This window comes from Frankia sp. CcI49, from assembly GCF_001983215.1.
Lineage (GTDB): Bacteria > Actinomycetota > Actinomycetes > Frankiales > Frankiaceae > Parafrankia > Parafrankia irregularis.
Genome location: NZ_MOWP01000018.1, coordinates 1 through 23101, shown reverse-complemented (window position 1 = coordinate 23101; position 23101 = coordinate 1). Strand labels below are relative to the sequence as shown.

Here is a 23101-nt window from a genome sequence, read left to right as displayed (position 1 = left end):
AGTGACGCCCGCCGGCACGGAGGAGCGGAGATGCCCAGTCAACAGCGGCGAATCGGAACATGGGCGGTGGTGCTGGCCGCAGCCGGCGCGGTGGCACTGCCCACCGCCGCCAGCGCAGCACCCAAGCCGGACGGCCCCTCCGCCGAGGCGGAGTACGCGTTCGCGCCACCGACCTACACGGCCCGCGCCTGGGGCCTCAACGACGCCGGCCAGCTCGGCAACGGCACCACCAGCCCCACTCCCAGCTTCAGCCCCGTACCGGTCACCGACCTCACCGGCCTCGACGACGTCCGCGCCATCGCGGGCGGCTACGGCGCCGGGTACGCGCTCCACAGCGACGGCACCGTCTGGGCCTGGGGCCTCAACACCCTCGGCCAGCTCGGCAACGGCACCGTCATCAACAGCAACGTGCCCGTCCAGGTCGCCGGCCTGACCGACATCCGCGCCATCGCCGCCGGAACCGACGGCAACGGCTACGCGCTGCGCAGCGACGGCACCGTCTGGGCCTGGGGCGCCAACACCCTCGGCCAGCTCGGCAACGGCCAGCCCATCGCCAGCAGCACGATCCCCGTCCAGGTCGTCGGCCTGACCGGCATCCGTGCCATCGCCGCCGACGGCAGCACCGCCTACGCGCTGCGCCGCGACGGGAGCGTGTGGGCCTGGGGCGCCAACGGCGCCGGCCAGCTCGGCAACGGCCAGCCCATCGCCAGCAGCCCACTGCCGATCCAGATCGTCGGCCTCAGCGACATCCGCGCGATCACCGCCCGCAACGCCAGCGCCTACGCACTGCGCCGCGACGGCACCGTCTGGGCGTGGGGTGACAACCCGTCGGGCGAGCTCGGCAACGGCACCCTCACCCCCAGCCTGACACCCGGGCCCGTCCTCAACCTGACCAAGATCCGCCGCATCGCCGCCGGCGCCGGCGTCGCCTACGCCCTGGACGAGAACGGCACCGTCTGGGCCTGGGGCGCCAACGCCGTCGGCCAGCTCGGCAACGGCACCCTCACCCCCAGCCTGCTCCCGGTCCCCGTCACCGGGGAGACCGGCCTCGTCGGCGCCGTCGCCATCGCCGCCGGCGCCAGCACCGTCTACGCCCTGCGCTGGGACGGCACCGCCTTCGCCTGGGGCGTCAACAACGTCGGCCAGCTCGGCAACGGCAACCCCTCGGTGCCCCAGAGCTCCGTGCCGCTCCCGATCCCCGGCCTGGGCGACGTCCGGGCCATCTCGGGTGGCCTCTTCGACGGCTACGCCATCGTCAGCAGCGGGTTCTAGGACACGAACAGGCACGACCGGAACACAACCGCGCAGTAGCACCACATCAGCCGGCGCGGCCGAGGTGACCCGGGACGTCACCTCGGCCGCGGCCGTGTTCCCCCACCGTCAGCCCGACCGACCCGACCGACAGTCGTCACAGCCCCCCGAGTAGAGCACGCCGCGGGGTGGAGCGCGACTCGGTCACGGGCGCCCCGCAGGGCCGTCACCGCCGTGGATGTCAGTCGTGAACGGTGCTGATCACGGTGTCCAGGCCGACGCGGCGGATGGCGGTGCGGACCTCACCGATGTAGAGCACGCCCGTCGAATCGACGGCTACCCGCGCCGGGCTGGCCAGCCGGGCCGCGGTGGCGGGACCACCGTCCCCGTCGGAGCCGTACTCGCCGGTGCCCGCCACCGTGGTGATCACACCGCGGATGTCGACCCGGCGCACCCGGTACGCGGACGGCTCGGGGAAGAAAAGGTTCCCCACCGGGTCCAGCGCCAGCGACGACGGACCGCTGGCCAGCATCAGCCCGGCGGCCGTCGCCGGCCCGCCGTCACCGGCGAACCCCGCGGGCCCGCCGCCGGCCAGCGTGCGCACCGGTTCGTCCGGTTCGAGCATCTGAACCCGGCCAGCGGAGTAGTCGACGACGTACAGCCGCCCGTCGCGGGCCTCGACATCGCCGATGCTCTGCCCCACGACCCGCACCGGCGGCTGGCCCGGTGACGGTTCGACGTCCCCGCCCGCCTGCTCGGTGCGCCCGACCAGATGAAGCACACCGGCCTGGTCGAGCCGGAAGAGCCGGCCAGCCCCGGCGAGATACAGCGTGCCGTCGGTGTCGACGGCGATCGGGCCGGACGCGAGCGACAGCGAGACCTCGGTGGCCCGCGCGCCGTCGGCGGCCACCCGCTCACCCCCACCGGCCACGGTGGTGATCACACCGTCCGGGCCGATCCGGCGGATTCGCCCGTTGCCGCTGTCGGCGAGGAACACCGAGCCGTCGGCAGCGACAGCCACGTCACTCACGCCCCGCAGCCGGGCCGCGGTCGCCGGCCCGCCGTCCCCGATGGAACCGGCCACACCCGTGCCCGCGACGGCGGACAGCGTTCCGTCGAGGTCCAGCCGCAGCACCCGCAGACCGGCCCGGTCCACGACGTAGAACCCCCCGCCCTTCGCCGCGGGCCCGGTTGCCCAGGCCCGGACCTCGTCCAGCCGCAGCGGAAGGACTGGTGCGGACGGAGCCGGGCCCGGGTCGGTGCCGGTCGCGACGGGCGGCGGCTCGGAGCCCGTGCCGCGGGTGACGACCAGCCCGACCACGCCCACCGTCGCGAGCACGACGGCCGCGACCATCGCGGTCACCGCCAGCACCCGGCCACGGCCGCGGCGGGCGGCGCGGCCGCCCCGCGGGGCGTAGCGCGTCCCCTCGAACAGGTTGCGCGGCTCCGGTCGCTCCGGCCGCGCAGGCCCGGGCTGGTCCGGGTGTGCCGACCGTGGCCCCGGCGCCGCAGGCACGGGCCCGGGCGCTTCCGCGGTCGGGGATGGTCCGGGCGGCGGGGACGCGGAGGCGCCCGCCCCGGCGGGCTCGACCGGGGCACGCGGCGGGGCGAACCGCGTGACGGGGCCGAGCCGGGCCTGCGCCGTGGACCGTGCCGATTCGGTGAGGGCGAGCACCAGGCCCGAGCGGGCCTGCCAGTCCGGCCCGAAGACCTCGGTCGCGGCGGCGCTGATCGCCCGGGCGAACGCGGCCGCGTCCGGCGGACGCCGCGCCGGATCCTTCGCCAACGCCCGCAGGATGACGTCACAGACCGCCGGTGGCACCCCGGGGGGTACCGGCGGATCCACCTCACACTGATGACGCAGCAGCTCGGGCACCGACAGCCCCGCGTCGAACACCGGCCGGCCCGACACCAGCTCGTAGAGCACGACGCCGAGCGCGTAGAGGTCCGCCGCCGGCCCGACCCGCCCGCCGGTGATCTGCTCCGGTGCCATGTACCGCGGGGTGCCGGCTGCCTGGCTGACGGTTCCGGGCGCGCCGTCGAGGATCCGGCCGATCCCGAAGTCGGTGATCCTGGGCTGCCCGGCCGCGGTGAACAGGATGTTGTCCGGCTTGATGTCGCGGTGCAGAACGCCGTGGGCGTGGGCGTGGGCCAGCCCGTCGGCGACCGCCGCGCCCAYGGCCAGCGTCGCCTCGGCGGACAGCCGGTGCCGGTGCTGGGCCAGGGTGCCGCCCCCCAGCATCTCCATGATCAGCAGGCACAGGTCGTCGAGCACGACATAGTCGTGGATCCGCACGATGTGTGGATGGTCCAGGCGGCTCAGGATCCGGGCCTCGTCGCGGAACTCGGCCGCCGACGCCGCCGGCACCACCTTGATCGCGACCGCGCGGTCGAGGTCGAGGTGATGCCCGGCGAGGACCAGGCCGAACGATCCGGCGCCGAGCTGCTCACCGAGGGTGTAGCGGGGCAGCGCCCGGGCGATGCGGGCCCGGTCGACGGCAGGCATGACCCGTCCGCCCTACCGGACCCGCAGGGCGCGGGCCCGGCCGTCGACGGCGTCGGTGACGTAGAGGATCCCGGTCCCGTCCAGGTCCAGCCCGCCCGGGTAGACCAGTTCGGCCTCGACCGCCGGGCCGCCGTTGCCGGAGTACTGGGCCACGCCCGTGCCGGCGATCGTGGTGATGATCCCGTCGGGGGTGATCCGCCGCACCCGGCTGTTGGCCGGGTCGGACAGGTAGATCGTGCCGGTCGGGTCCACCGCGACGTCGGCGCCGACCGTGCTGATCTTCGCGCGGGTCGCCGGCCCGCCGTCACCGGAGAAGCCGGCGTCACCGGTGCCGGCGACGGTGCTGATCCGCCCCGCGGGGTCGATCCGGCGCAGCCGGAAGTTGTCCTGGTCGACCAGGTAGATGCTGCCGTCGGGGCCGCGGGCGAGCGCGCACGGATAGCTCAGCGTCGCCGCGGTCGCCGGGCCCCCGTCACCGTCGCCGTCACCGCCGTCGCCGGGGCCGACCAGGGTGTCGCCGTCCGCGCCGGTGCCCGCGACGGTGGTGATGATCCCGTCCAGGCCGATGCGCCGGATCCGCTGGTTCGTCCCGTCCGCGACCAGCAGGCTGCCGTCGTCGTCCAGCAGCAGGCTGTTCGGGTTGTTCAGCTTGGCGTCCACCGCCGGCAGCCCGTCCCCCGCGAAGATCAGTCCGTCCTCGCTCACCTCACCGGCGAAGCCGCTGTCGCTCTGGCCGGCGATGGTGGTGATGATCCCGTTGGTCCCCACCCGGCGGATGCGGTGGTTGCCGTTGTCCGCGATGAACAGGGTGCCGTCCGGGGCCACCACGACACCGGACGGCTCCTGGAGCGAGGCGCTCGTCGCCGGGCCGCCGTCGCCGTCGAAGCCGGCCGTGCCGTTGCCGGCGACGGTGCTGATCCGGCCGGTGCGGTCGATCCGGCGGATCCGGTTGTTCTCGGTGTCCGCGACGTAGATGACCCCGCGCGCGCTGTCGATGGTCAGGTCCCGGGCGGAGTCGAACTCGGCCTGGGTGGCCGGTCCGCCGTCGCCGGAGAACCCGTCCGAGCCGGCCCCGAACACCGCCGCGATCGCACCCGCGGCCAGCGTCGGCTGCCAGGCCGGTGGCGGGGTGGCCGGCGGCGGTGTCGCCGGTTCCGGCTGGCCCCACACGGCCCAGCCGACACCGCCGCCGGCGGCCAGGCCCAGCACCAGGGCGAGCACCGTCAGCGCCGCCGGCACCCCGGCGCGGGCCTGGGACCGGGTTCTGGTGGTGGTCCGGGACCCGCCGCCCGTCGACGCCGCACCCACGTCCACACCCGCACCGCCGCTGCCGGCACGGTTGACGCCGGTGGCCCTCGCGCGCCCGGCGGCCCGCCGGGCGCTGGCCGGCCGCCGCGTCGTCACCTCGCGGATGTCCGCCGCGAGGTGGATCGGGAGCCCGGCCCGGTCCAGCCAGTGCCGCCCGAACACCGCCGTCGCGGCCTGGGCGAGATCGTAGGCGAACGCGTGCGCGCTGGGATAGCGCAGCTCCGGCCGCTTGGCCAGGCAGCGCATGAGCACCGCGCCCAGTTCGGCCGGCACACCCGGGGGCGGCGGCGGGGTCACGTCGGTGTGATGGCGCAGCAGCACCGGCAGCGCCAGCGCGGGTGGTGCCAGCCGGGTGCCGGTGAACAGCTCGTAGAGCACGACACCGAGCGCGTACAGGTCGGTGGCCGGCCCGAGCCGGTCGCCGGTGATCTGCTCCGGTGCCATGTAGCGCGGTGTGCCCACCACCCGGCTGGCGGTGGAGGCCGAGCCTTCGAGCACCTTCGAGATGCCGAAGTCGGTGATCTTCGGCTGGCCGTCGTCGGTGAACAGGATGTTCGCCGGCTTGATGTCGCGGTGCACCACCCCGTGGTCGTGGGCGTGGGCCAGCGCGTCGGCGACGGCCAGCGCCACCGCGCAGGCCGCCTCGGGCGCCAGCGCGCGGTGCGCGAGGGTGCCCCCGGAGAGCATCTCCATCACCAGCAGGCACAGGTCCCCGCGCATGACGTAGTCGTAGGTCCGCACGATGTGGGGATGATCCAGCCGGCTCAGCAGGCGCGCCTCGGTCCGGAACTCCGCGGCCGCGCCGGCGTCCGGGCTGGTCAGCACCTTGATCGCGACGCGGCGGTCGAGCTCGGAGTGGTAGCCGGCGAGGACGAGGCCGAACGCGCCCGATCCCAGCTCCGCGCCGATCGCGTAACCCGGCAGCGCCGCGGCCACCCGGCCACGGTCGACGACTGGCACCCCAGCCTCCCGTCCTCGTCCTCGAATGCCCGTGCTCGGTGTGTGCGCGGCGCTGGTCAGCGCCGCACGCTGGTCAGCGTTCGGTTCCGGTCAGCCCGCGCCGGTCAGGTCCACCCGCAGCACCAGGTTGCGGCGCCGATCGGAGACCACCAGATCCCCGGACGGGTCCAGCGCGACCTGCCCGTCCGGGCTCAGCGCGGCCGGGTCCACACCCTCGACCCGGCCCGGGCGGGCCGTGCCCGCGACCGTCGTGATCACCCCGGCGGCGTCGACCCGGCGGACCCGCCGGTTGGTGCGGTCGGTGATGTAGATGGTGCCGGTCGCGTCGACCGTGACCCCGCGCGGGGACCGCAACGTCGCCTTCGTCGCCGGCCCGCCGTCGCCGGACAGGCCCGGGCGCCCGTTGCCGGCCACCGTCTCGATCCTTCCGTCCAGGCCGATGCGGCGGATCCGGTTGTTGCTGGTGTCGGCGATGTAGAGCCGGCCGAACCGGTCCAGGGCCACCGCGAGCGGGAAGGCCAGTAGCGCCCTGGACGCCGGACCGCCGTCGCCGAACGAGCCCTCCCCGTCCTGGCCGGCCAGCGTGGTGATGATCCCGTCGGAGCCGACCCGGCGGATCCGGTTGTTGGCGGTGTCGGCGATGAAGACCGTGCCGTTGCCGTCGACGGCGACACCGCCGGGGTACCACAGCGCCGCCGCGGTCGCCGGACCACCGTCGCCCGAGAAGGAGTGCTCCCCGTTGCCGGCCACGGTCGTGATGATCCCGGCCGCGTCCACCCGGCGGATCCGCTGGTTGAAGGTGTCGGCGATGAGCAGGCCGCCGTCACGGTCCAGCGTCACCGCGGACGGCTGGTACAGCTGCGCGTCGACGGCCGGCCCGCCGTCGCCGGCGAAGCCCTTCACGCCGGTCCCGGCGACGGTCACGATCGTGCCGTCCGGTGCGATGCGCCGGACCCGGTTGTTCCCGGAGTCGGCGACGTACACGTTGCCCGCCCGGTCGGCGACCAGGCCGAACGGCGCATTGACCGACGCCGCCGCGGCGGGCCCGCCGTCACCGCCGTAGCCGGCTGTGCCCGTGCCCGCCACCGTCGTCACCGCGTACGGCGGCGGCGAGGGCAGCGGCGGATCCGGCGCTGCCGGCGCGGCCGTTCCCGGACCGCTGGGCGGCCTGGTCGCGGTCGCCTCGACCACGGTCTGCCCCCCACGCTCGGACAGCGGGATCGTGAGCGCGGCCGCGACACCGGCGACGGTCACCGCGGCCGCGGTGAGGATCGCGACCCGCCGGGTCCAGGACTGCCCCCGCAGGTCGCCGTCGATGTCGGCACCGGAACCGGCGGCGCCCGAATCACCGCGGCCGGCCATCGCCACCGCGTCTGCCGACGGGGCGGGTCCTGATCCGCGAGGCCCACGTGCGGGGGAATCCCCCACCCCCGGCGGCGGCCCGGCCGGATCACCGCCCGGTGCGACCAGCGCCACCGCGGGCGGCGCGGCACCGAGCGGATGTGGCCCGGTCCCCAGCCGGGTGGTGCGCTGCGCCGGATCCGGCTCAGCCGGGATCTGGCTGGCTGGAGCCGGGCTCGCCCGGTCGAGGCCGTCGGCGGGCCGCGAGCCGCGCAGGCCCGTGCTGACCAGCAGCCGGACGTCCGCGTGGTCCATCCAGTCCGGGCCGTACGCCGCCTGGGCGGCCAGGCCCAGGTCCACCGCGAACTGCCCGGCACCCCGGTGGCGCTGCCCCGGGTCCTTGGCCAGCGCCCGCGCCAGCACCGCCGCCACCGGTGGCGCCACCCCCGCCGCCGGCGGCGCCGGCACCTCGCAGTGGTGCAGGAACAGCTCCGGCACGGTCAGCCCGGCACCGAAGGGCGGGGCACCGGTCAGCAGCTCGTAGAGGGTGGCGGYGAGCGCGTAGACGTCGGTGGCCGGCACCAGCCGCCCGCCGGTGATCTGCTCGGGGGCCATGTACTGGGCCGTGCCGACGATCCGTCCGGTGGCCAGCGGAGTTCCGTCGACGAGGCCGACCACCCCCACGTCGGTGAGCACCGGCCGGCCGTCGGCGGTGAAGAGGATGTTCGCCGGCTTCACGTCGCGGTGCAGGACCCCGGCGGCGTGCGCGTGCATCAGCCCGTCCGCGACCGCCACCGCGACCGCGCAGGCCGCCGGCGGGGTCAGGCTCTGGCGGGCCAGGGTGCCGCCGGGCAGCAGCTCGCTGACCAGCAGGCGCAGCCCGTCGGCCAGCACGATGTCCAGCAGCCGGCACAGGTGCGGATGGGCGAGCCGGGTCAGGATCCGCGCGTCGGAGGCCGGATCGGCCTCGGCCGGCGGCGCCGGCGGCTGCCCGGCGGTCGGGTGCGCCGTACCCGGATGTGCCGTGCCCAGATGTGCGGTGGCCGGGTCGGGCCCCGCGGCGGGGCCGGTGCCCGCGGGCAGCTCCAGATCAAGGATCCGGACCGCCACATCCCGGATGTCCTCATCCAACGCCGGCCTCGGGAGCCCCGCGGGGACGTCCCCCGACGCGGCGGACCCCGGTGGTGCGGCGGACGTCCGCCGCGCGGCGAGCACCAGGCCGAAGGCACCCGCGCCCAGCTCCCGACCGAGGTCGTAGCCCGGCAGCGCCGCGGCCACCCGGGCCCGATCCATGATCGGCACTGACCGACCTCCCGGTTGCCGTCTCGCGGCACGATCCGACCGAGCTGGTCGCGATCGCCCCTCGCTGCCCGATATCTACCCTCCGGTGTGGTGCCGGATGCTAGCGCAGCGGGTCGCACAACGGTCCGCTGGCGGGCATGATCGGACGGGTGCGGGTGGACATCGAACGCAGTGGCGGTGTCGCCGGGCTGATCCGGCGCGCCGACGTCGACACCACCGACCTCGACGCGGGGGTGGCCCGCCAGGCCGAGGCGGCCCTCACGGCCCTCGCCGGCGACCGGCAGGCGCCACCTCAGGCACCGGGGTCGCAGCGCCCCGACGCCTTCCAGTACACGTTCCGGTTCCGCGACGGCGCCGGGCTCGACCAGACGGTCGTCGTGGGTGAGTCCCGGCTGCCGGCGGCGTTGCGTCCCCTGACCGAGCAGATCACCGCCCGCCGCCCCCGCGCCTGATGTAACCGCACCGATTCCATCAGGGCGAGTGATCCCGAAAGGGCGGGCCCGCGGAGAGCCGTGTCGACGGCATGCGAACCCCACCCGCACAGCCACCCACCCGTGGATCCGGCGCCATCCGGCGGCACCGGCAATTCGCCTGGAGATGGGCAAATGGGGCAGAGGTGCGCCTGGCGACCCGAAAGCAAGAAGGATTTTGGTCGTCGGAACGACAAAAATCCTTCATTATTGCGACTCGCCGAACCGGACTCTGCGCTCTGCGTCCTTTCATCGCCCCTGATGCGAATTACTTACGGCACCCGCCGAGCAGGCAGCCGCCCGTTCGGCGGGCGGCCGTGCCGGGCACACCACAGGTGACGCCAGCGGCCCCCTGAGTGGCCGGCGACCACCGACGGACGGGGGCCTGCAGGACATGTGCCGACTTCTGGGGCTCACCAGCGCCCCCGACCGGGCCCGCGCGACCTTCTGGCTGCTCGACGCTCCCGACAGTCTGGACGTGCAGAGCCACCGCAACCCCGACGGCACCGGCCTGGGGGTCTTCGCCGCCGACGGGACGCCCGACGTCTTCCGTCAGCCGCTCGCCGCCTGGGAGGATCACGACTTCGCCGCGCAGGCGCGGCACCGGACGTCCACGACGTTCGTGGCGCACGTCCGACATGCCTCGACCGGGCGGCGGACCACGGCGAACACCCATCCGTTCTGCCAGCAGGGACGCCTGTTCGCCCACAACGGGGTCATCGAGGGGCTGGACCGGCTGGAATCCCGGCTCGGGTCGGCGGCGATGCGCACCGTCGCCGGGGACACCGACTCCGAGCGGTTCTTCGCCCTGATCACCGCCGAGATCACGAACGCCGGTGGTGACATCGGGCGCGGCATCACCGCGGCGGCCCGCTGGGTGGCCGCGAACCTCCCCGTCTACAGCATCAACCTGGTGCTCACCACACCGCGGGAGCTGTGGGCGCTGCGCTATCCCGACACCAACACCCTGTTCCTGCTGCGCCGCGGAGCCGGTGGGCATCACGGTGGCCGGCCCCTCGACCACGTTGACGCCGCCGGCACCACCCGGGTCCGCTCCAGCGACCTGGCGACCGTCGCCTCCGCGGTGGTGGCCAGCGAGCCGATGGACGAACATCCCGACTGGCGGGCGCTGCGCCCCGGTGAGCTGCTCCGGGTGCTGCCCGGCCGGATCACGACGACCCGGATCGCGCTGCCCGACCCGCCGGCGCACCCGCTCACCCTCGCCGACCTGCGCCCCGAGGCGGCCGCGTCCCAGACGGCCGGCCGGCGGGCCGAGGGGGCGGACACCGCCTCCCAGGCGGGGACCCGATAGGCGACCGACAGGCCGCCGGTCGGTCGCGCGGGCGGAGCGGCGACGGCGATCGCGACGGCGATGGCGATGGCGATGGCGATGGCGATGCAGCGGAGCCAGCGGCGCGATGGGGCCAGCGGTGTGGTGCGACGGGGCCGCGGGCCGGCCGGGGGATCTAGACCGCGGGGAGGTCGGCCAGCAGCGGAGCCAGCACCTTCCCGGCGTGCGCGATCGCCTCGTCGTCGACGTCGAGATGGGTGACGATGCGGACCTTGGCCGGGCCCGCGGCGCCGACGAGCACCCCGCCGGCCGCCGCCTGGGCCGCGAACGCACCGGCGTCCGGGACGTCGAGGAGCACCATGTTCGTCTCGGTGCGCTCCGGGTCGACCCGCCCGGGGGCCGCGGCCGCCAGCGTCGCCGCCAGGTCGCCGGCGCGGCGGTGGTCGTCGGCGAGGCGCGCCACGTGGTGGCGCAGCGCGTACAGGCCCGCGGCGGCGAGCACGCCGGCCTGGCGCATCCCCCCGCCGAGGCGCTTGCGCCACTCCCGGGCCCGTTCGACGTGGTCGGTGTCGCCGACGACGAGCGATCCCACCGGCGCCCCCAGGCCCTTGGACAGGCACACCGACAGCGTCGAGAACATCTCCCCGAGGCGGCGCGGTGGGATGTCCTGGGCGACCGCGGCGTTCCACAGCCGGGCGCCGTCGCAGTGCAGCGCCACCCCGGCGGCGGACGTGATGGCGCGCACCGCGTCCAGGCGTTCCAGCGGCCACACCAGCCCGCCGTCGCGGGCCCGGGTGTTCTCCACCGCCAGCACGCTGGTGCGCACCATGTTGTAGGTGCCCCCGCCCGGGAAGGCCCGCAGCTGCGCCTCGACGGCGGCCAGCTCCAGGGTGTCGGCGAGCCCGGTGAGGGTGCGGGTCTGCACGCCGCCGAGGGCGGCGAGCCCACCCAGCTCGTAGGTCACGATGTGGGCCTCGGTGTCCGCGATGATCTCCGTGCCGACCGGGGCGCCGGCGCGCAGCGCGCAGAAGTTGCCCATCGTGCCGCTCGGGACGAACAGGGCCGCCTCGTGCCCGAGCAGCCCGGCGGCGTGCTCCTCCAACTCCCGCACGGTCGGGTCCTCGCGGTAGACGTCGTCACCGACCTCGGCCTCGGCCATCGCCCGGCGCATGCCGGGGGTGGGACGGGTCACGGTGTCACTGCGCAGATCGACGCTCACGGTCTCCGACGCTAGCGTCCGCCGCGCGGCCCCGCGACGGCACCTGCCCCGGCCCGGCCCGATCTGTCGGGCCGGGCCAGGGCAGGCTCAGTGCAGGGTCAGGGCGGGGCCGGGGCGGGGGCGGTCAGGCCGGGGTGACTCCGGGGTGGCGGTCCTCGACCACGTAGCTGGCCCGGGTCGAGATCGGCGCGCCCGCGGTGGCCACGTAGGGCACCACCCGGAAGTCGCTGCGCCACCGCTGCTCGGTGACGTTCACCCGGACGTAGCCGCGCTGGGTGTTCACGAACCTGATGTGCGGGTTCGCGTCCAGCAGGGTCTGCGCCGAGGCGGGCAGGTCGGCGCCGTTGCCGCCGGTGGTGATGGAGGTGCCGACGAACTCGCTGCCCACGGTCGGCGAGTTGACGTCGGCGTAGTCCAGGCGCAGGTCCGCCGCGTAGTTCTGGTGCCGGTCCCCGGTGATGACGACAAGGTTGCGGACCTTGCGCCGGCGCGCCTCGGCGAGCAGGTTGTCACGTTCGGCGACGTAGCCGTCCCACGGGTCGTAGTAGACGTTGACGACCTCGCTGGGGTCGAGGTCCGTCTGCACCATGGGAACCTGGTTGCCGATGATCTGCCAGCGGGCCTTCGAACGGCCGAAGCCGTCGTAGAGCCACCTGCGCTGCCGGTCGCCGAGCAGGCTGCGGTCGGCGGCGAACCGGTCGGCGCAGGTGGAGCCGCTGCCGTCACCGCAGGGCTGGTCGTCGCGGTACTGCCGGGTGTCGAGCATCGCGATGTCCGCGAGGCGGCCGAAGCTCAGCTTGCGGAACAGCTGGACGTCCGCGCCGTGGGGCAGCTGGGCGCTGCGCAGCGGCATGTTCTCGTACATCGCCTGGAACGCCGCCGCCCGGCGCAGCCGGAAGACCGCCGGGTCCTGGTCGGGCTCGGTGTCGGCCTGCGAGATCTCGTCGGCCCAGTTGTTCTCGACCTCGTGGTCGTCGATCGTCTGGATCCACGGGAAGTTGGCGTGCGCCTTCATCAGCGACGCGTCCGACTTGTACAGCGCGTACTGGGCGCGGTAGCGCGGCAGATCGAACGTCTCGGTGTCGAACGGCGCGCCGAGGGTGAGGCCACGGACGTTGCTTGTGAAACCGGTTTCGTAGATGTAGTCCCCGAGGTGGACCACGAAGTCGAGGTCCTCGGCCGCCATGTGCTCGTAGGCGGTGTAGAAACCGACCTGCCACTGCTGGCAGGAGGCGAACGCGAAGTTCAGCTCCCGCGGGTTGGCACCCGGCGCCGGCGCGGTCCTCGTCCGGCCGACCGGCGAGATCTCGTCACCCGCCCGGAAACGGAAGTAGTAGGTGCGGCCCGGCTCGAGCCCCCGGATCTCCGGGTGCGCCGAATGCCCCAGCTGCGGGGTCGCGACCACGCTTCCGCGCTTCACGATGGAACGGAACTTCTCGTCGCGGGCCACCTCGTACTCCACCCGCACCGGCACTGCGGGCATGCCGCCCGCACCGTCGGCGGCGAGTGGTTCTGGAGCAAGCCGCGTCCACAGCACGACACCGTCCGAAGTGGGCTCGCCCGAGCCCACACCGAGACCGAACGGGTTCCTACCCGGCAGCGGGTAGGGGTAGGACGAGGACGCCGAGGCGACCCCGGTACCCAGCAGCACCGCGGCTGCACCCGCACCACCCAACGCGACAAAACCGCGCCGAGAAGCGGAGAAAGAAGATACCACGCCAATCCTCCCTGTCCGGACGATGTCCGGCAGCGATGTCTGGTTCTGGTGGTTTCACCGGGCGATCATGCTGGCGAACACAGGTGACGCCGTCGCCTCACCCCGACGGCCGGCCGATGAACGTCAGGAAACCGCGGGAATCCGCATCCGACTGGAGACGCGGCCGGCGACCGGCCGGCAGGTTATCTTTCGGGAAACTCCCGGAAATTCGTGCCGGCCGGTGCCGGCGCTGCGGCGGCCGCGACTTTCCTGGCGACCGGCAGCCGGTAGCCGGCCGAATCCGGTGTGGTTCTTTCGGCCCGGTGCTCTCGTCGCCCGGTGACCGTGCCCGCCCGCCCGGCGACCGACCGGCGACCGACCGGCTGCTCACCGGCGACGAGCCGGCCAGCCCTGCCGGTGCCACCTCTCCCACGGACCCCAGCCTCGCGCGGATCCGTCTGGGTGCGCGAACGATCTCGTGACGTGGCCCTCCACACGGGGCGCACCGGAGCTGGTCGTCCGTGTGAGCACCACCACCCGACCCGGACCGCCGGTGCGGACCGGTTGCCCGGCGGCGCTCACACCGACTGGCGCCCGCACCGCGCCGCCGGCCACGCCCGCCCGCCCGCCCGCCAGCGGCGGGTGTGCCGCGACGCACCCGCCGGGACGGATTTTTCCTTCGCACCATCCAGGAATTTCCTGCCGGAAAAGGTAAGCCTCACCGCGGCGACCATCCTGTTAACCTCGCCGCTACCGTGTGACCCACGCGCGAAATCGGCGCGACATAAGGTCTCCGACGATTTCGGCCTCCTGGTTGCCGCGAACACCAGCCCCCGTCGGGTATTTCACAGCCGCCGAAAGTGCCGGTGACCGTTATGGAAGTCAGGTTCTGCGACACCACTCTGCGTGACGGGGAGCAGACCCCGGGAGTCGCCTTCACCGCCGAGGAGAAGGTCGCGATCGCCGTCGCGCTCGACGCCGCCGGCGTACACCAGATCGAGGCGGGGATCCCCGCCATGGGCCCGGGCGAGATCGAGGTGCTGCGCCGCGTCGTGGGCGCCGTCGAGCGTGCCGGGGTGGTCGCCTGGTGCCGGGCCGATCAGCGCGACCTCGACGCGGCCGTCGCCAGCGGCGTCAGTGCCGTCCATGTGACCATCCCCGCCTCCGACCTGCATCTACGGGTCAAGCTGGGCAAGACCCGAGCGTGGGCCAGGGAGCGGATCACCGCCTGCGTGCGTGACGCCACCGACCGGGGGCTGCTGGTCAGCGTCGGCTTCGAGGACGCCTCCCGCGCCGACGACGCCTTCGTCACCGATCTGGCCGGGGAGCTGCGCGGCCTGGGCGTGACCCGGTTCCGCTGGGCCGACACCGTCGGCGTGGCCAACCCGATCGCCCTGCACACCCGGCTGCGAGCCCTGGTCGAGGCGGTCCCGGGGCCCTGGGAGATCCACGCCCATGACGACTTCGGGCTGGCCACCGCGAACACCATCGCCGCCGTGCAGGCCGGGTTCACCTGGGTGAGCACCACCGTCACGGGCCTCGGTGAGCGCGCCGGCAACGCGCCGATCGAGGAGGTCGCGATGGCGCTGCGGCACCTGCTCGAGCTCCCCGTCGAGCTGGACACCGCGGCGTTCCGCCCGCTGGCCCGCCTGGTCGCCGGCGCCGCGCGCCGCCCGCTGCCCGCGGGGAAGGCCGTCGTCGGGGACGAGGTGTTCGACCACGAGTCCGGCATCCACGTGCACGGTGTGCTGCGCGCGCCGGCGACCTACGAGCCGTTCGACCCTGCGGAGGTCGGGGCGTCACGCCGGCTGGTGCTGGGCAAGCACAGCGGACGGGCGGCCGTGCGCCACCTGATGGACCGCCACGGCATCGACGCCCCCGACGAGGACCTCGAGCCCATCGTCGGACTCGTCCGGGCACACGCCACCACCCACAAGCAGCCGCTCAGCGGCGACGACCTGCGTGCGCTGGTCCGCCGGGTGGCGACCGGACGCACCTCTCCCCCCGCGGCCCCGCGCGGCTGACGGCCCGCGGGGCGGACGGCCGGCCATCCGCCCCGCGCCGCGGCCGAGGGAGCGGCGCGGGTTCCGGTTCAGGGTCCGGGACGGAAGGTGGCGGTCACCTGCCGGACCAGCTGCTCGTGCTGCGGCCACTGGTCCTCGGGCACCCGCCAGCGCAGCGCGTAGCCGTGGCCGTTGCGCACGACGGCGACGTCCACGGTGCGCACCGTCCGGCCACCCGACGTCGAGGTGAACTCCCAGATCGCGGCGGAGGTGCCGGCGGCACCGTCCGCCGGGCGGATCGACACCCGCTGGTAGCCGGGGCTGGTCCGTGCCACCGAGGCCTCCAGCTCCTGCCAGGCACCGATCGCGGACGGGCCGGCGGTGGGCCGAACCTCCACCAGCAGCTCCGGGAAGCCCTCGGCGGCGGTGAACGTCTCCTTCGTCGGTGCGCGGCCGGCGGAGCGCCAGCCCGCCGGCACCGCGACCGACCAGCCGGCCACGCCGCTGCGCGACGTCAGGCCGGCCGGTGCCGGCACCGGGTCGGTCGAGCTCGGGATCACGGTTCCGACCTGGTCCAACGGGACGGCACCACCCGGCCCGGCCGGAGCCGTCGGCGTCACCGTCGCCCCGGTCGTCGCCGACGCGGACGCCGGCGGTGACGCCGAAGACCGGCCCGGTGTCGTCGTGCCGGAGCCCGCGCCGGTGGCGGAGTCGGTGCCGGCGCGTCCGCCGAGAGTGGCTGCGGTGCCGGGCGTGGCGGCGGTGGGCCCGGCCGTTCCATCCGGCCCGCTGGTGAGCACCACGCCGAGGCCGGCCAGTCCGCCGGCCAGAAGCACCACGAGGACGACCACCAGCACCACGGAACGACGGCTCCGTCGGCCCGCCGCCGGCCGTGCACCGGCCACCGCGGGCCCACCAGACCCACCAGGGCCACCAGACCCACCAGGGCCGACAAGGCCGCCGGACGACCGGCCCGCGCCGGCTTCGGGGGGCTCGCTCGGCGTCGCGGGCCCGCGGTGTTCCACCGGCCCACCGGGCGCCGAGTGCCCGCGGTCCCCGGCAGGCTCGGCGGCCCGGTGGGCGGCCGAGGGCCCGCTGGGCGCGGCCGCCTCGCGATGCTCGGCCGGGACGTCCCGCTCCCGGTCCGGCGCGGGCTGGCGGGCCGACGCCGGGTCCGGCCCCGGATCGACGTCGGCATGCGCCGACGCGTCGAACTCCCTGGTCGGATAGGGCTCGCTGGCCGCGATCTGGCGCAGCATCGCCCGGGCCTGCGCCAGCGACGGCCGCCGGTCGGGGTCCGGGTCGAGCAGCTGCGCCAGGACCGGGCCCAGCGGGCCCGCATGCGGGCAGGGACGGCGCCGGTCCTCGACGATGGCCGCGAGGGTCGCCAGCGCGCCCTCGCCGGCGTACGGCGGCTCGCCCTCGACGGCGGAGAACAGGGTGGCGCCCAGGCCCCACACATCGCCGGGCGCGGCCACCCGCGCGCCGCGGGCCCGCTCGGGCGGAATGTAGGCCGGCGAACCCACCACGATGCCGGTGCTGGTCAGCGCCGGGTCGCCCTCGCTCACCGCGATGCCGAAGTCGGTGAGCCGAGGCTGCCCGTCCGGGGTGACCAGGACGTTGCCCGGCTTGACGTCGCGATGCACGACCCCGGACCGGTGCGCCGCCTCCAGCGCGTAGGCCAGGCTCACGCCCATCCGCGCAACCGTCGCCGGGGTGAGCCGGCCCGACTCGCGGATGATCTCGGCCAGGGACCGGCCCTCGACCAGCTCCATGACGATCCAGGGCGAGCCGTCGGCCTCGATGACGTCGTAGACGGCGACCAGGCCCGGATGGCGCAGCCGCGCCGCGACCCGCGCCTCGCGCAGCACCCGCTCCCGGCTGACGGCCCGCTCGCGGGTGGCGTCACCGTCGCCCTCCACGGCCGGCGGCGGCAGCCGGACCTGTTTGATCGCGACCGGGCGGCGCAGCAGCGTGTCCTCACCCGCACGGACGATTCCCGCCCCGCCGCTGCCCAGGATCGACCCGAGCCGGTACCTGCCGGCGAGCAGGCGACGCCGGTCCGCCGACGGGTCGTTCGACGTTGTGGGCTCCGCCTTCTCCGGCACCTCGGAATTCTCCCCTACAACCCGCCTCAGGGCCCCGAAACCGGGGCGACACGCCCACGACTCATACCACCGCGCTCCGGTCTCGACACGCCGACGCGCCCCACCGCGGGGCAACCCGGACCGGCGGCGGGCCCGCGAGGCTCGCCAGCACTGCCGGGCCGGCCAGTCCGTACGGTCGACACAAGGGGCGAATGTCGACGGCTTCCCGGCTTCACGACGACACACCGCGGGGTCCGATGGCATCCGCGAATRCGGAACATTTTCCTGCCACAGCCAGAAACTGCGGCAGGCAACCTACCATCGCAGAGTGGATGCGGATCTGTCCCCCTGCGCGGCACCAACCGGCTTCCCGCGCTCGCGACGAAACGGCGGTCGGTGAATGGCGCACACCTGCGCGGAGGTCTCGGACGAGACGCGGACCTGGCTGGAGCGGGTCGAGAAGATCAGCGCCACACTCGCCGAGAATCGCGCGCAGGCCGAGGCTGATCGCACCACCTCGCCAGCTGTCATCGACGCGCTGCGCGCGCAGGACTTCCACCGGATGTGGGTGTCACGCGCACTGGGCGGCGGCGGAGTGAGCCTGCGCACCGGCACCGCCGTGCTGCAGGCGATCGCGCGCGTGGACCCGTCCGCGGCCTGGCAGATGGGCGTCCAGGGCGCGATCGGGCGGCTGTCGGACTATCTGCCCGACAAGGTCTCCTGCCGACTGTTCTGCGGCAGCCGCGGGCTGGTCGTCGGCGGGGTCAACCCCACCGGTGCGGCGGTGCGGGTACCGGGCGGCTACCGGGTCAGCGGCCGCTGGGCGTTCGCCAGCGGCGCCACCCACGCCAGCTGGCTCGTCTGCACCGCCACCCTCGCCGACGGGCCGGGAGCCGGGCCGGCGCCGATACGGATGCTGTGCGTGCCGAGCAGCGCAGTCACCTTCGTCGACGACTGGCATTCCCTGGGCCTGCGCGGAACGGGAAGCGGGAGTTTCATCGTGGACAATGTCGTCGTCCCCGAAAGCCATGCGGTGGACGGTTCGCTGCTGCGCCGCCCGCCGAGCCCGCGCCGCTCCCGCGGTTATGCGATCGCCTACTACGACTTCGCGCCGTTCACCACCGCGGCGACCACCGTCGGCATCGCCCAGCAGGCCCTGGCCGTGTTCCGCGAGCTGGCCGCCCGCACCGTTCCGGCGCGCTCGACGGAGGCGCTGGCCGAGCGGGCCACCGTGCATGCGGCCTTCGCCCGCGCCACCGCCCTGGTCCGGGCGGCCGAGCTCGTCCTCGCGGACGCCGCCGACCAGGTCACCGCCTGCGGTGAGCACGGCGGGGAGGAGCTGTCCGCCGTCGTTCGCCTCGCCGCCGCCGCCGTCGCGGAGAACTGTGTGCAGGCCGTGACCATGGTGCACACCGCCGCGGGCGCGGCCGCGCTGCGCTCCGGAGACGCCCTCGACCGCTGCTTCCGCGACGTGCACACCGCGGCCCGCCACATCACGCTCGCCACGACCAACTTCGAGATGGTCGGCGCGCACCTGTTCGGCGGCCCGCTGCTGATGCGCCGCTGACAAGCCGGACACCTCGATCAAGATCAAATTTGGTGGCACCGATACGTAAACAGCGTTGACTATCTTGAATTTCCCCAGAGATCGCGCTCGATGACGTCGGAGGATGGCTCAGAGCCAGGCGACGGTGCTGATCTTCCCGAATGGGTCGACCTTCCGAACCCAGTGGTTGCCTGTGTCGGCGATGTAGACCGCGCCATCAGGACCGACCGCAATCCCAGACGGAGTGTTCAACATGGCTTTGGTGGCCAGGCCGTCGTCACCGGAGAAGCCCTCGGTGCCGGTGCCGGCGATCGTACTGATCCTCCCGGACAGGTCGACCTTCCGAACCCGGTCGTTGCCCGTGTCGGCGATGTAGACCGCGCCATCACCGCTGACCGCCACCCCGTGCGGATAGTTCAGCGTGGCCTCGGTGGCTGGGCCGTCGTCACCGGAGAAGCCCTCACCATCGGTGCCGGCGATCGTACTGATCCTCCCGGACAGGTCGACCTTCCGAACCTGCTCGTTGCCGGAGTCGGCGATGTAGACCGCGCCACCCGGACCGACCGCCACCCCAAGCGGATAGTTCAACATGACTTTGGTGGCCGGGCCGTCGTCACCAGAGAACCCCCCAATACCGGTGCCGGCGACCGTACTGACCTTCCCGGACGGGTCAACCTTCCGAATCCGGTGGTTGCCGGAGCCGGCGATGTAGACCGCGCCATCCGGACCGACCGCAATCCCGGACGGAGTGTTCAGCGTGGCTTCGGTGGCCCGGTCGCCGTCTCCGGAGAACCCCCCGGAACCATTGCCGGCGACGTTGAACAGCCCCTCGGACGTGTTGTCGACCTGTTCAACAAGGTTGTAGCCGGAGTCGGCGACGTAGACCGTACCATCCGGACCGACCGCCACGCCGCGGGGGCTCGCAAGCTGGCCGCTGTCCCTGTTCAGCACCAGCGGGAGGCTGGCGGCCGCGAGTGCGGTGGCGAGGGCTGTAGCGATCCACCAATAGCGACGCCTCCGCCGGTTGGTGACCCGGGGTCGGTGTGGCGGGCTGGCCCGGTCATGGGGCTGCAGGTGCCGTCCTTCTGGCGGCCGTGGAGCGGGTGAACGTGAATGCGCCGGTGCGGATCGGGCGGAAAGATGAACGTCGATGTCCGGGTTGGTATCGGGTTCGGCGCCGGGGAACGCGGGGATGAGTTCGGTGATGCGGTGCGGGACTGCTGAGGTGGGTGGGACGAGGGTTCCGGGGAACCGTGGCTCGGAAACCGGTTTCGCACGTCCCGCGAGCGTGGATCGAATGTTGTCGAGCAGTCGGTCTCTGGCCTGGTCGGCGGGTAGGTCGAACAGGTCGAAGGACACGACTCCGCCGAGGAGAACGGGGCGGGGGCAGTCCTGCACGCGGACTGGGACCACCTTGCGGGCAAACCCGTCGGGGTCCTGCTGGTGGGCAGCTTCCCATTCCGCTCGCCCGTACACCGATCCCAGGTAGGAATGCGAGAGCACAGCCAGAACCCGCTGACTGTCGCGCACTCCGTCGGCCATCCGGCTCATCCAGCGCGCACCCGGCACGAGATCCCAGGCCTGGATCAGCACCCGGTAGCCCGCGTCCTCAAGCTGCCAGGCGATCCATTCGGCCCAGGCCCGGTCGGAGGTTGTGTAGGAGACGAAGAAGTCCCATCCTGGCTCAGCCACCGTCGACCCAGCGCCCCCGCTGTCGAGTTATGGCCAGAATCGTTTCAGGAAATGGCCCTTCCGTGAAGGAAACCTACACGGACGGGGTGGCAACGGGCCAGGAACGCGGAAAATCACCGCCGCACGCCGAATCATCAACGTCGTTGACTATCTTGATAGCGGGTGCGCGCCGCACCGGATGACGCCGCGGGAGCGGCGGGCGCCGGTGGTCACCCGCCAACACCCGCTGGTGTCAGCCGGTGGCGTCAGTCGACCAGGCGCCAGGCCGTGGCCGCCGACTCCTCGGCCGAGGTGGACGTGTTAACGTCCATCGCGTCCGGCCAGGGGTCCGTGCGGGTGGCCATGTCGAAGTAGACCAGCTCCGTCGCGTCCGACGGGTCGACGACAGCACCGACGGGACCGGTGCCGCCGGCCGAGCCACCCGGTGCCTCGCTGCCCGGGCCGCCGACGCGGCCCGCGGCGGAGCTCGCCGCTCGCGCCGCGATGCGCGCCACGGCGACCTTCGGCGGGGTCACGCAGCGGATCGACAGGAGGTCCGCGTCGCACTCCCCCGCCACTTCCGCCGCCCGCTCCCGGGGACGCCGCGACGACCAGGACGCGTCGAGGACGACCGTCTGGCCGTGCTCGAGTGCGTGGCGGGCCCGGGTGAGCAGCTCGGCGTAGCTGTGCTCGGTCGCGTCGGCGGTGTAGATGCCCTCGCCGGGAGCCGCCACCGCGGACACCTCCGGCGCGAGGCCCACCAGCTCCTTGCGCACGATGTCCGAACGCAGCAGCAGCCAGTCGTCGCCGGCGGCGACGAGGTTGCGGGACAACGTCGACTTGCCGGTTCCGGGCAGGCCGCCGACGAGCACCAGCCGAACCCGGCCGCGCCGCAGGTGCGCCAGCGCGAGCGCGGCGAGTGCCCGCGCCTGCTCGTCGGCCCCCGGATGGCCCTGATGGGCGCGCACGCAGGCCTCTCCCGCGCGGACGACAGCCCGCTGGGCGATGAACAGATGCTCCAACGAGGCCGGGCCCGCATCACCGGACGCCTCCCGGTAGGCGTCGAGGAACGCCCGGGCGGCCGCGGGAGCGCCGAGCAGCTCCAGGTCCACCGCCAGCGAGGCGACCCCGCCCAGGACGTCCCCGACGCGACGAGCGGGGTCGGGGCTGACGCTGCCGAGTATCCGCGGGCCGTCCGGCAGGCAGTAGATGTCGTCGGCGCGCAGGTCGCCGTGCCCGGCGCGGATCCGCCCGGTGCGGGCGCGCCGCGCGAGCAGCGCGCCGCGACCGGTCAGGTAGCGCAGCGCGAGCGTGCCGATCTCGTCGACCACGGCGGCGTCCAGCAGGCGCCCGCGAAACGGCGCGAGCCCTTCGAGCGCTTCCAGCCACAGCGCCTGCAACGCGAACCGGCCGCCGGCGCGGGTGATCTCGGGCGAGGTCGCGCACTGGTCGTGGAAGGCCGCGGTCCGCCGGGCGAGCGCCTGCAGCTCCGCGAGGAGCCCGGCCTGCGTCTCAGCTGCCGCCGTGGCCGTGACCGACGCTGTCACCAGCGTCGAAAGCCGCCGGGCGGCCGGCATCCGCTGCATGACGACCATGTGATCACACAGCCGGCCGGATCCGTCGCGGATGTCGGCGACGCCGAGGTAGGTGTCGGCGGCCAGTTCGCGGTTGAGTCGTACCTCGTCCTCGCAGGCGTTCAGCCGCGCCTGCCGGGAACGAAGGTGGATGAATCCGAGGTCGACCGGCTTGCGTAGTTTGTAGGCCCGATCCTCGGTGAGAAAGACGACGGCGGTCGCGGTTTCCACGGTTTCACGGCTGTCAAGACGTAGCTCGCGCACGGCCGGCTCGGGTGCTGTTCCGACCTCGGTCGGTCCCCAGGATTCGGAACGGATGTCGGTGGCCTGCCCCGAAGGAGCGTCGTCATGCAGAAACATCTTCGTCTCCAGACCGTCTGCCGGGACGGTGCATGCTCGGTCTCACACCTGCCGTGTCACACCGACCGCACCGGAGCCCGGTTCCTTTGGGACCGTGGCCGGGGGGCGGAACTCACCGGACGAGCCCGGTGGCGATCGACTCCGGCGATCGTGGAGAGTTTCCTCCCTGATCCGTTTCCCCGCCTGGACTTCAGCATCCTCCCTTCGTCCCACCGCGTCAGGTGACTTCTCGGTCCTGATTCCCCGCGACGTCCAGCCCACCGTTCCCAGGACGTTCGCACCGGGGGCCCGGCTCCTTCGCGGTGCTGTCGGACATCCCACATTCGAGCCGTTCCACCGCCCACCAGCTGAGCCGGACCGCGCCGCGCGCGCCCACCAGCAGCGCGCACACCAGCAGGCATTCCCCGGCGGCTTCTATTCTCCGGCCTGTTTCATCAGGTAGACCGCCGCCTGCGTGCGGCTGGCCAGGCCCAGCTTCTCCAGAATGCTCGACACATAGTTCTTCACGGTCTTCTC

14 protein-coding genes are annotated in these 23101 nt (G+C 73.8%); 5 read left to right on the top strand and 9 right to left on the bottom strand.

The annotated features are described in order from the left end of the window. Window positions 1–30 precede the first annotated feature (30 nt). Window positions 31–1272 carry an RCC1 domain-containing protein gene (locus CcI49_RS17460; RefSeq protein WP_054570071.1) on the top strand — a complete coding sequence of 414 codons (1242 nt, stop codon included), beginning with the start codon at window positions 31–33 and terminating at the stop codon, window positions 1270–1272. 220 nt (window positions 1273–1492) lie between these two features. Here the strand turns inward: CcI49_RS17460 and CcI49_RS17455 are convergent, their stop codons facing one another. The 3 genes from CcI49_RS17455 to CcI49_RS17445 form a co-directional block, all read right to left on the bottom strand. After that, window positions 1493–3757, bottom strand: coding sequence for a serine/threonine-protein kinase (locus CcI49_RS17455; RefSeq protein WP_076827811.1), 2265 nt, complete (start codon window positions 3755–3757; stop codon window positions 1493–1495). 12 nt (window positions 3758–3769) lie between these two features. Continuing rightward, entirely contained in the window at window positions 3770–6025 is a 2256-nt protein-coding gene (locus CcI49_RS17450) for a serine/threonine-protein kinase (protein WP_054570069.1), read from the bottom strand. 90 nt (window positions 6026–6115) lie between these two features. Beyond that, window positions 6116–8659, bottom strand: a complete 2544-nt coding sequence (locus tag CcI49_RS17445) for a protein kinase (protein ID WP_241840130.1) — start codon at window positions 8657–8659, stop codon at window positions 6116–6118. 146 nt (window positions 8660–8805) lie between these two features. Here CcI49_RS17445 and CcI49_RS17440 point away from each other — a divergent pair, with 146 nt between their 5' ends. Beyond that, the gene (locus tag CcI49_RS17440; RefSeq protein WP_235498326.1) at window positions 8806–9120 is read left to right on the top strand and encodes a protealysin inhibitor emfourin; all 315 of its coding nucleotides are present in this window, start codon (window positions 8806–8808) and stop codon (window positions 9118–9120) included. A gap of 412 nt (window positions 9121–9532) precedes the next feature. Then, window positions 9533–10450, top strand: coding sequence for a class II glutamine amidotransferase (locus CcI49_RS17435; protein ID WP_076827807.1), 918 nt, complete (start codon window positions 9533–9535; stop codon window positions 10448–10450). 154 nt (window positions 10451–10604) lie between these two features. On the opposite strand, the gene CcI49_RS17430 is transcribed toward CcI49_RS17435, so the two are convergent. Then, a complete protein-coding gene (locus CcI49_RS17430) occupies window positions 10605–11648 on the bottom strand; it encodes a GntG family PLP-dependent aldolase (protein ID WP_076827805.1) in 1044 nt (347 codons plus the stop codon). 124 nt (window positions 11649–11772) lie between these two features. Further along, window positions 11773–13365, bottom strand: a complete 1593-nt coding sequence (locus tag CcI49_RS17425; RefSeq protein WP_076827803.1) for an alkaline phosphatase D family protein — start codon at window positions 13363–13365, stop codon at window positions 11773–11775. An 854-nt stretch (window positions 13366–14219) separates the two neighbouring features. Between CcI49_RS17425 and nifV the strand changes: the two genes are divergently transcribed. Then, a complete protein-coding gene (gene nifV, locus CcI49_RS17420) occupies window positions 14220–15368 on the top strand; it encodes a homocitrate synthase (protein ID WP_076827801.1) in 1149 nt (382 codons plus the stop codon). A 68-nt stretch (window positions 15369–15436) separates the two neighbouring features. On the opposite strand, the gene CcI49_RS17415 is transcribed toward nifV, so the two are convergent. Continuing rightward, the gene (locus tag CcI49_RS17415) at window positions 15437–17455 is read right to left on the bottom strand and encodes a serine/threonine-protein kinase (RefSeq protein ID WP_054570062.1); all 2019 of its coding nucleotides are present in this window, start codon (window positions 17453–17455) and stop codon (window positions 15437–15439) included. Between the two features lie 379 nt (window positions 17456–17834). On the opposite strand from CcI49_RS17415, the gene CcI49_RS17410 reads away from it, so the two are divergent. Continuing rightward, on the top strand, window positions 17835–19001 hold the full coding sequence (locus tag CcI49_RS17410; RefSeq protein WP_076827799.1) for an acyl-CoA dehydrogenase family protein: 1167 nt from the start codon (window positions 17835–17837) through the stop codon (window positions 18999–19001). 108 nt (window positions 19002–19109) lie between these two features. On the opposite strand, the gene CcI49_RS17405 is transcribed toward CcI49_RS17410, so the two are convergent. The 3 genes from CcI49_RS17405 to CcI49_RS17395 all read right to left on the bottom strand — a co-directional run. Further along, window positions 19110–20672 carry a TIR domain-containing protein gene (locus CcI49_RS17405; protein WP_076827797.1) on the bottom strand — a complete coding sequence of 521 codons (1563 nt, stop codon included), beginning with the start codon at window positions 20670–20672 and terminating at the stop codon, window positions 19110–19112. 245 nt (window positions 20673–20917) lie between these two features. Continuing rightward, entirely contained in the window at window positions 20918–22585 is a 1668-nt protein-coding gene (locus tag CcI49_RS17400; RefSeq protein WP_076827795.1) for an AAA family ATPase, read from the bottom strand. A gap of 414 nt (window positions 22586–22999) precedes the next feature. Beyond that, window positions 23000–23101, bottom strand: a 102-nt coding sequence (locus CcI49_RS17395; protein WP_131831114.1) for a LuxR C-terminal-related transcriptional regulator, incomplete at its 5' end; no start/stop codon positions are given.

What these genes read in the sequence shown, in the direction of transcription:
- CcI49_RS17460 (WP_054570071.1), top strand. Translation starts at nt 31, where the DNA reads ATGCCCAGTCAACAGCGGCGAATCGGAACATGGGCGGTGGTGCTGGCC.
- CcI49_RS17410 (WP_076827799.1), top strand. Translation starts at nt 17,835, where the DNA reads ATGGCGCACACCTGCGCGGAGGTCTCGGACGAGACGCGGACCTGGCTG.
- CcI49_RS17440 (WP_235498326.1), top strand. Translation starts at nt 8,806, where the DNA reads ATGATCGGACGGGTGCGGGTGGACATCGAACGCAGTGGCGGTGTCGCC.
- CcI49_RS17435 (WP_076827807.1), top strand. Translation starts at nt 9,533, where the DNA reads ATGTGCCGACTTCTGGGGCTCACCAGCGCCCCCGACCGGGCCCGCGCG.
- CcI49_RS17400 (WP_076827795.1), bottom strand. Translation starts at nt 22,585, where the DNA reads ATGTTTCTGCATGACGACGCTCCTTCGGGGCAGGCCACCGACATCCGT.
- nifV (WP_076827801.1), top strand. Translation starts at nt 14,220, where the DNA reads ATGGAAGTCAGGTTCTGCGACACCACTCTGCGTGACGGGGAGCAGACC.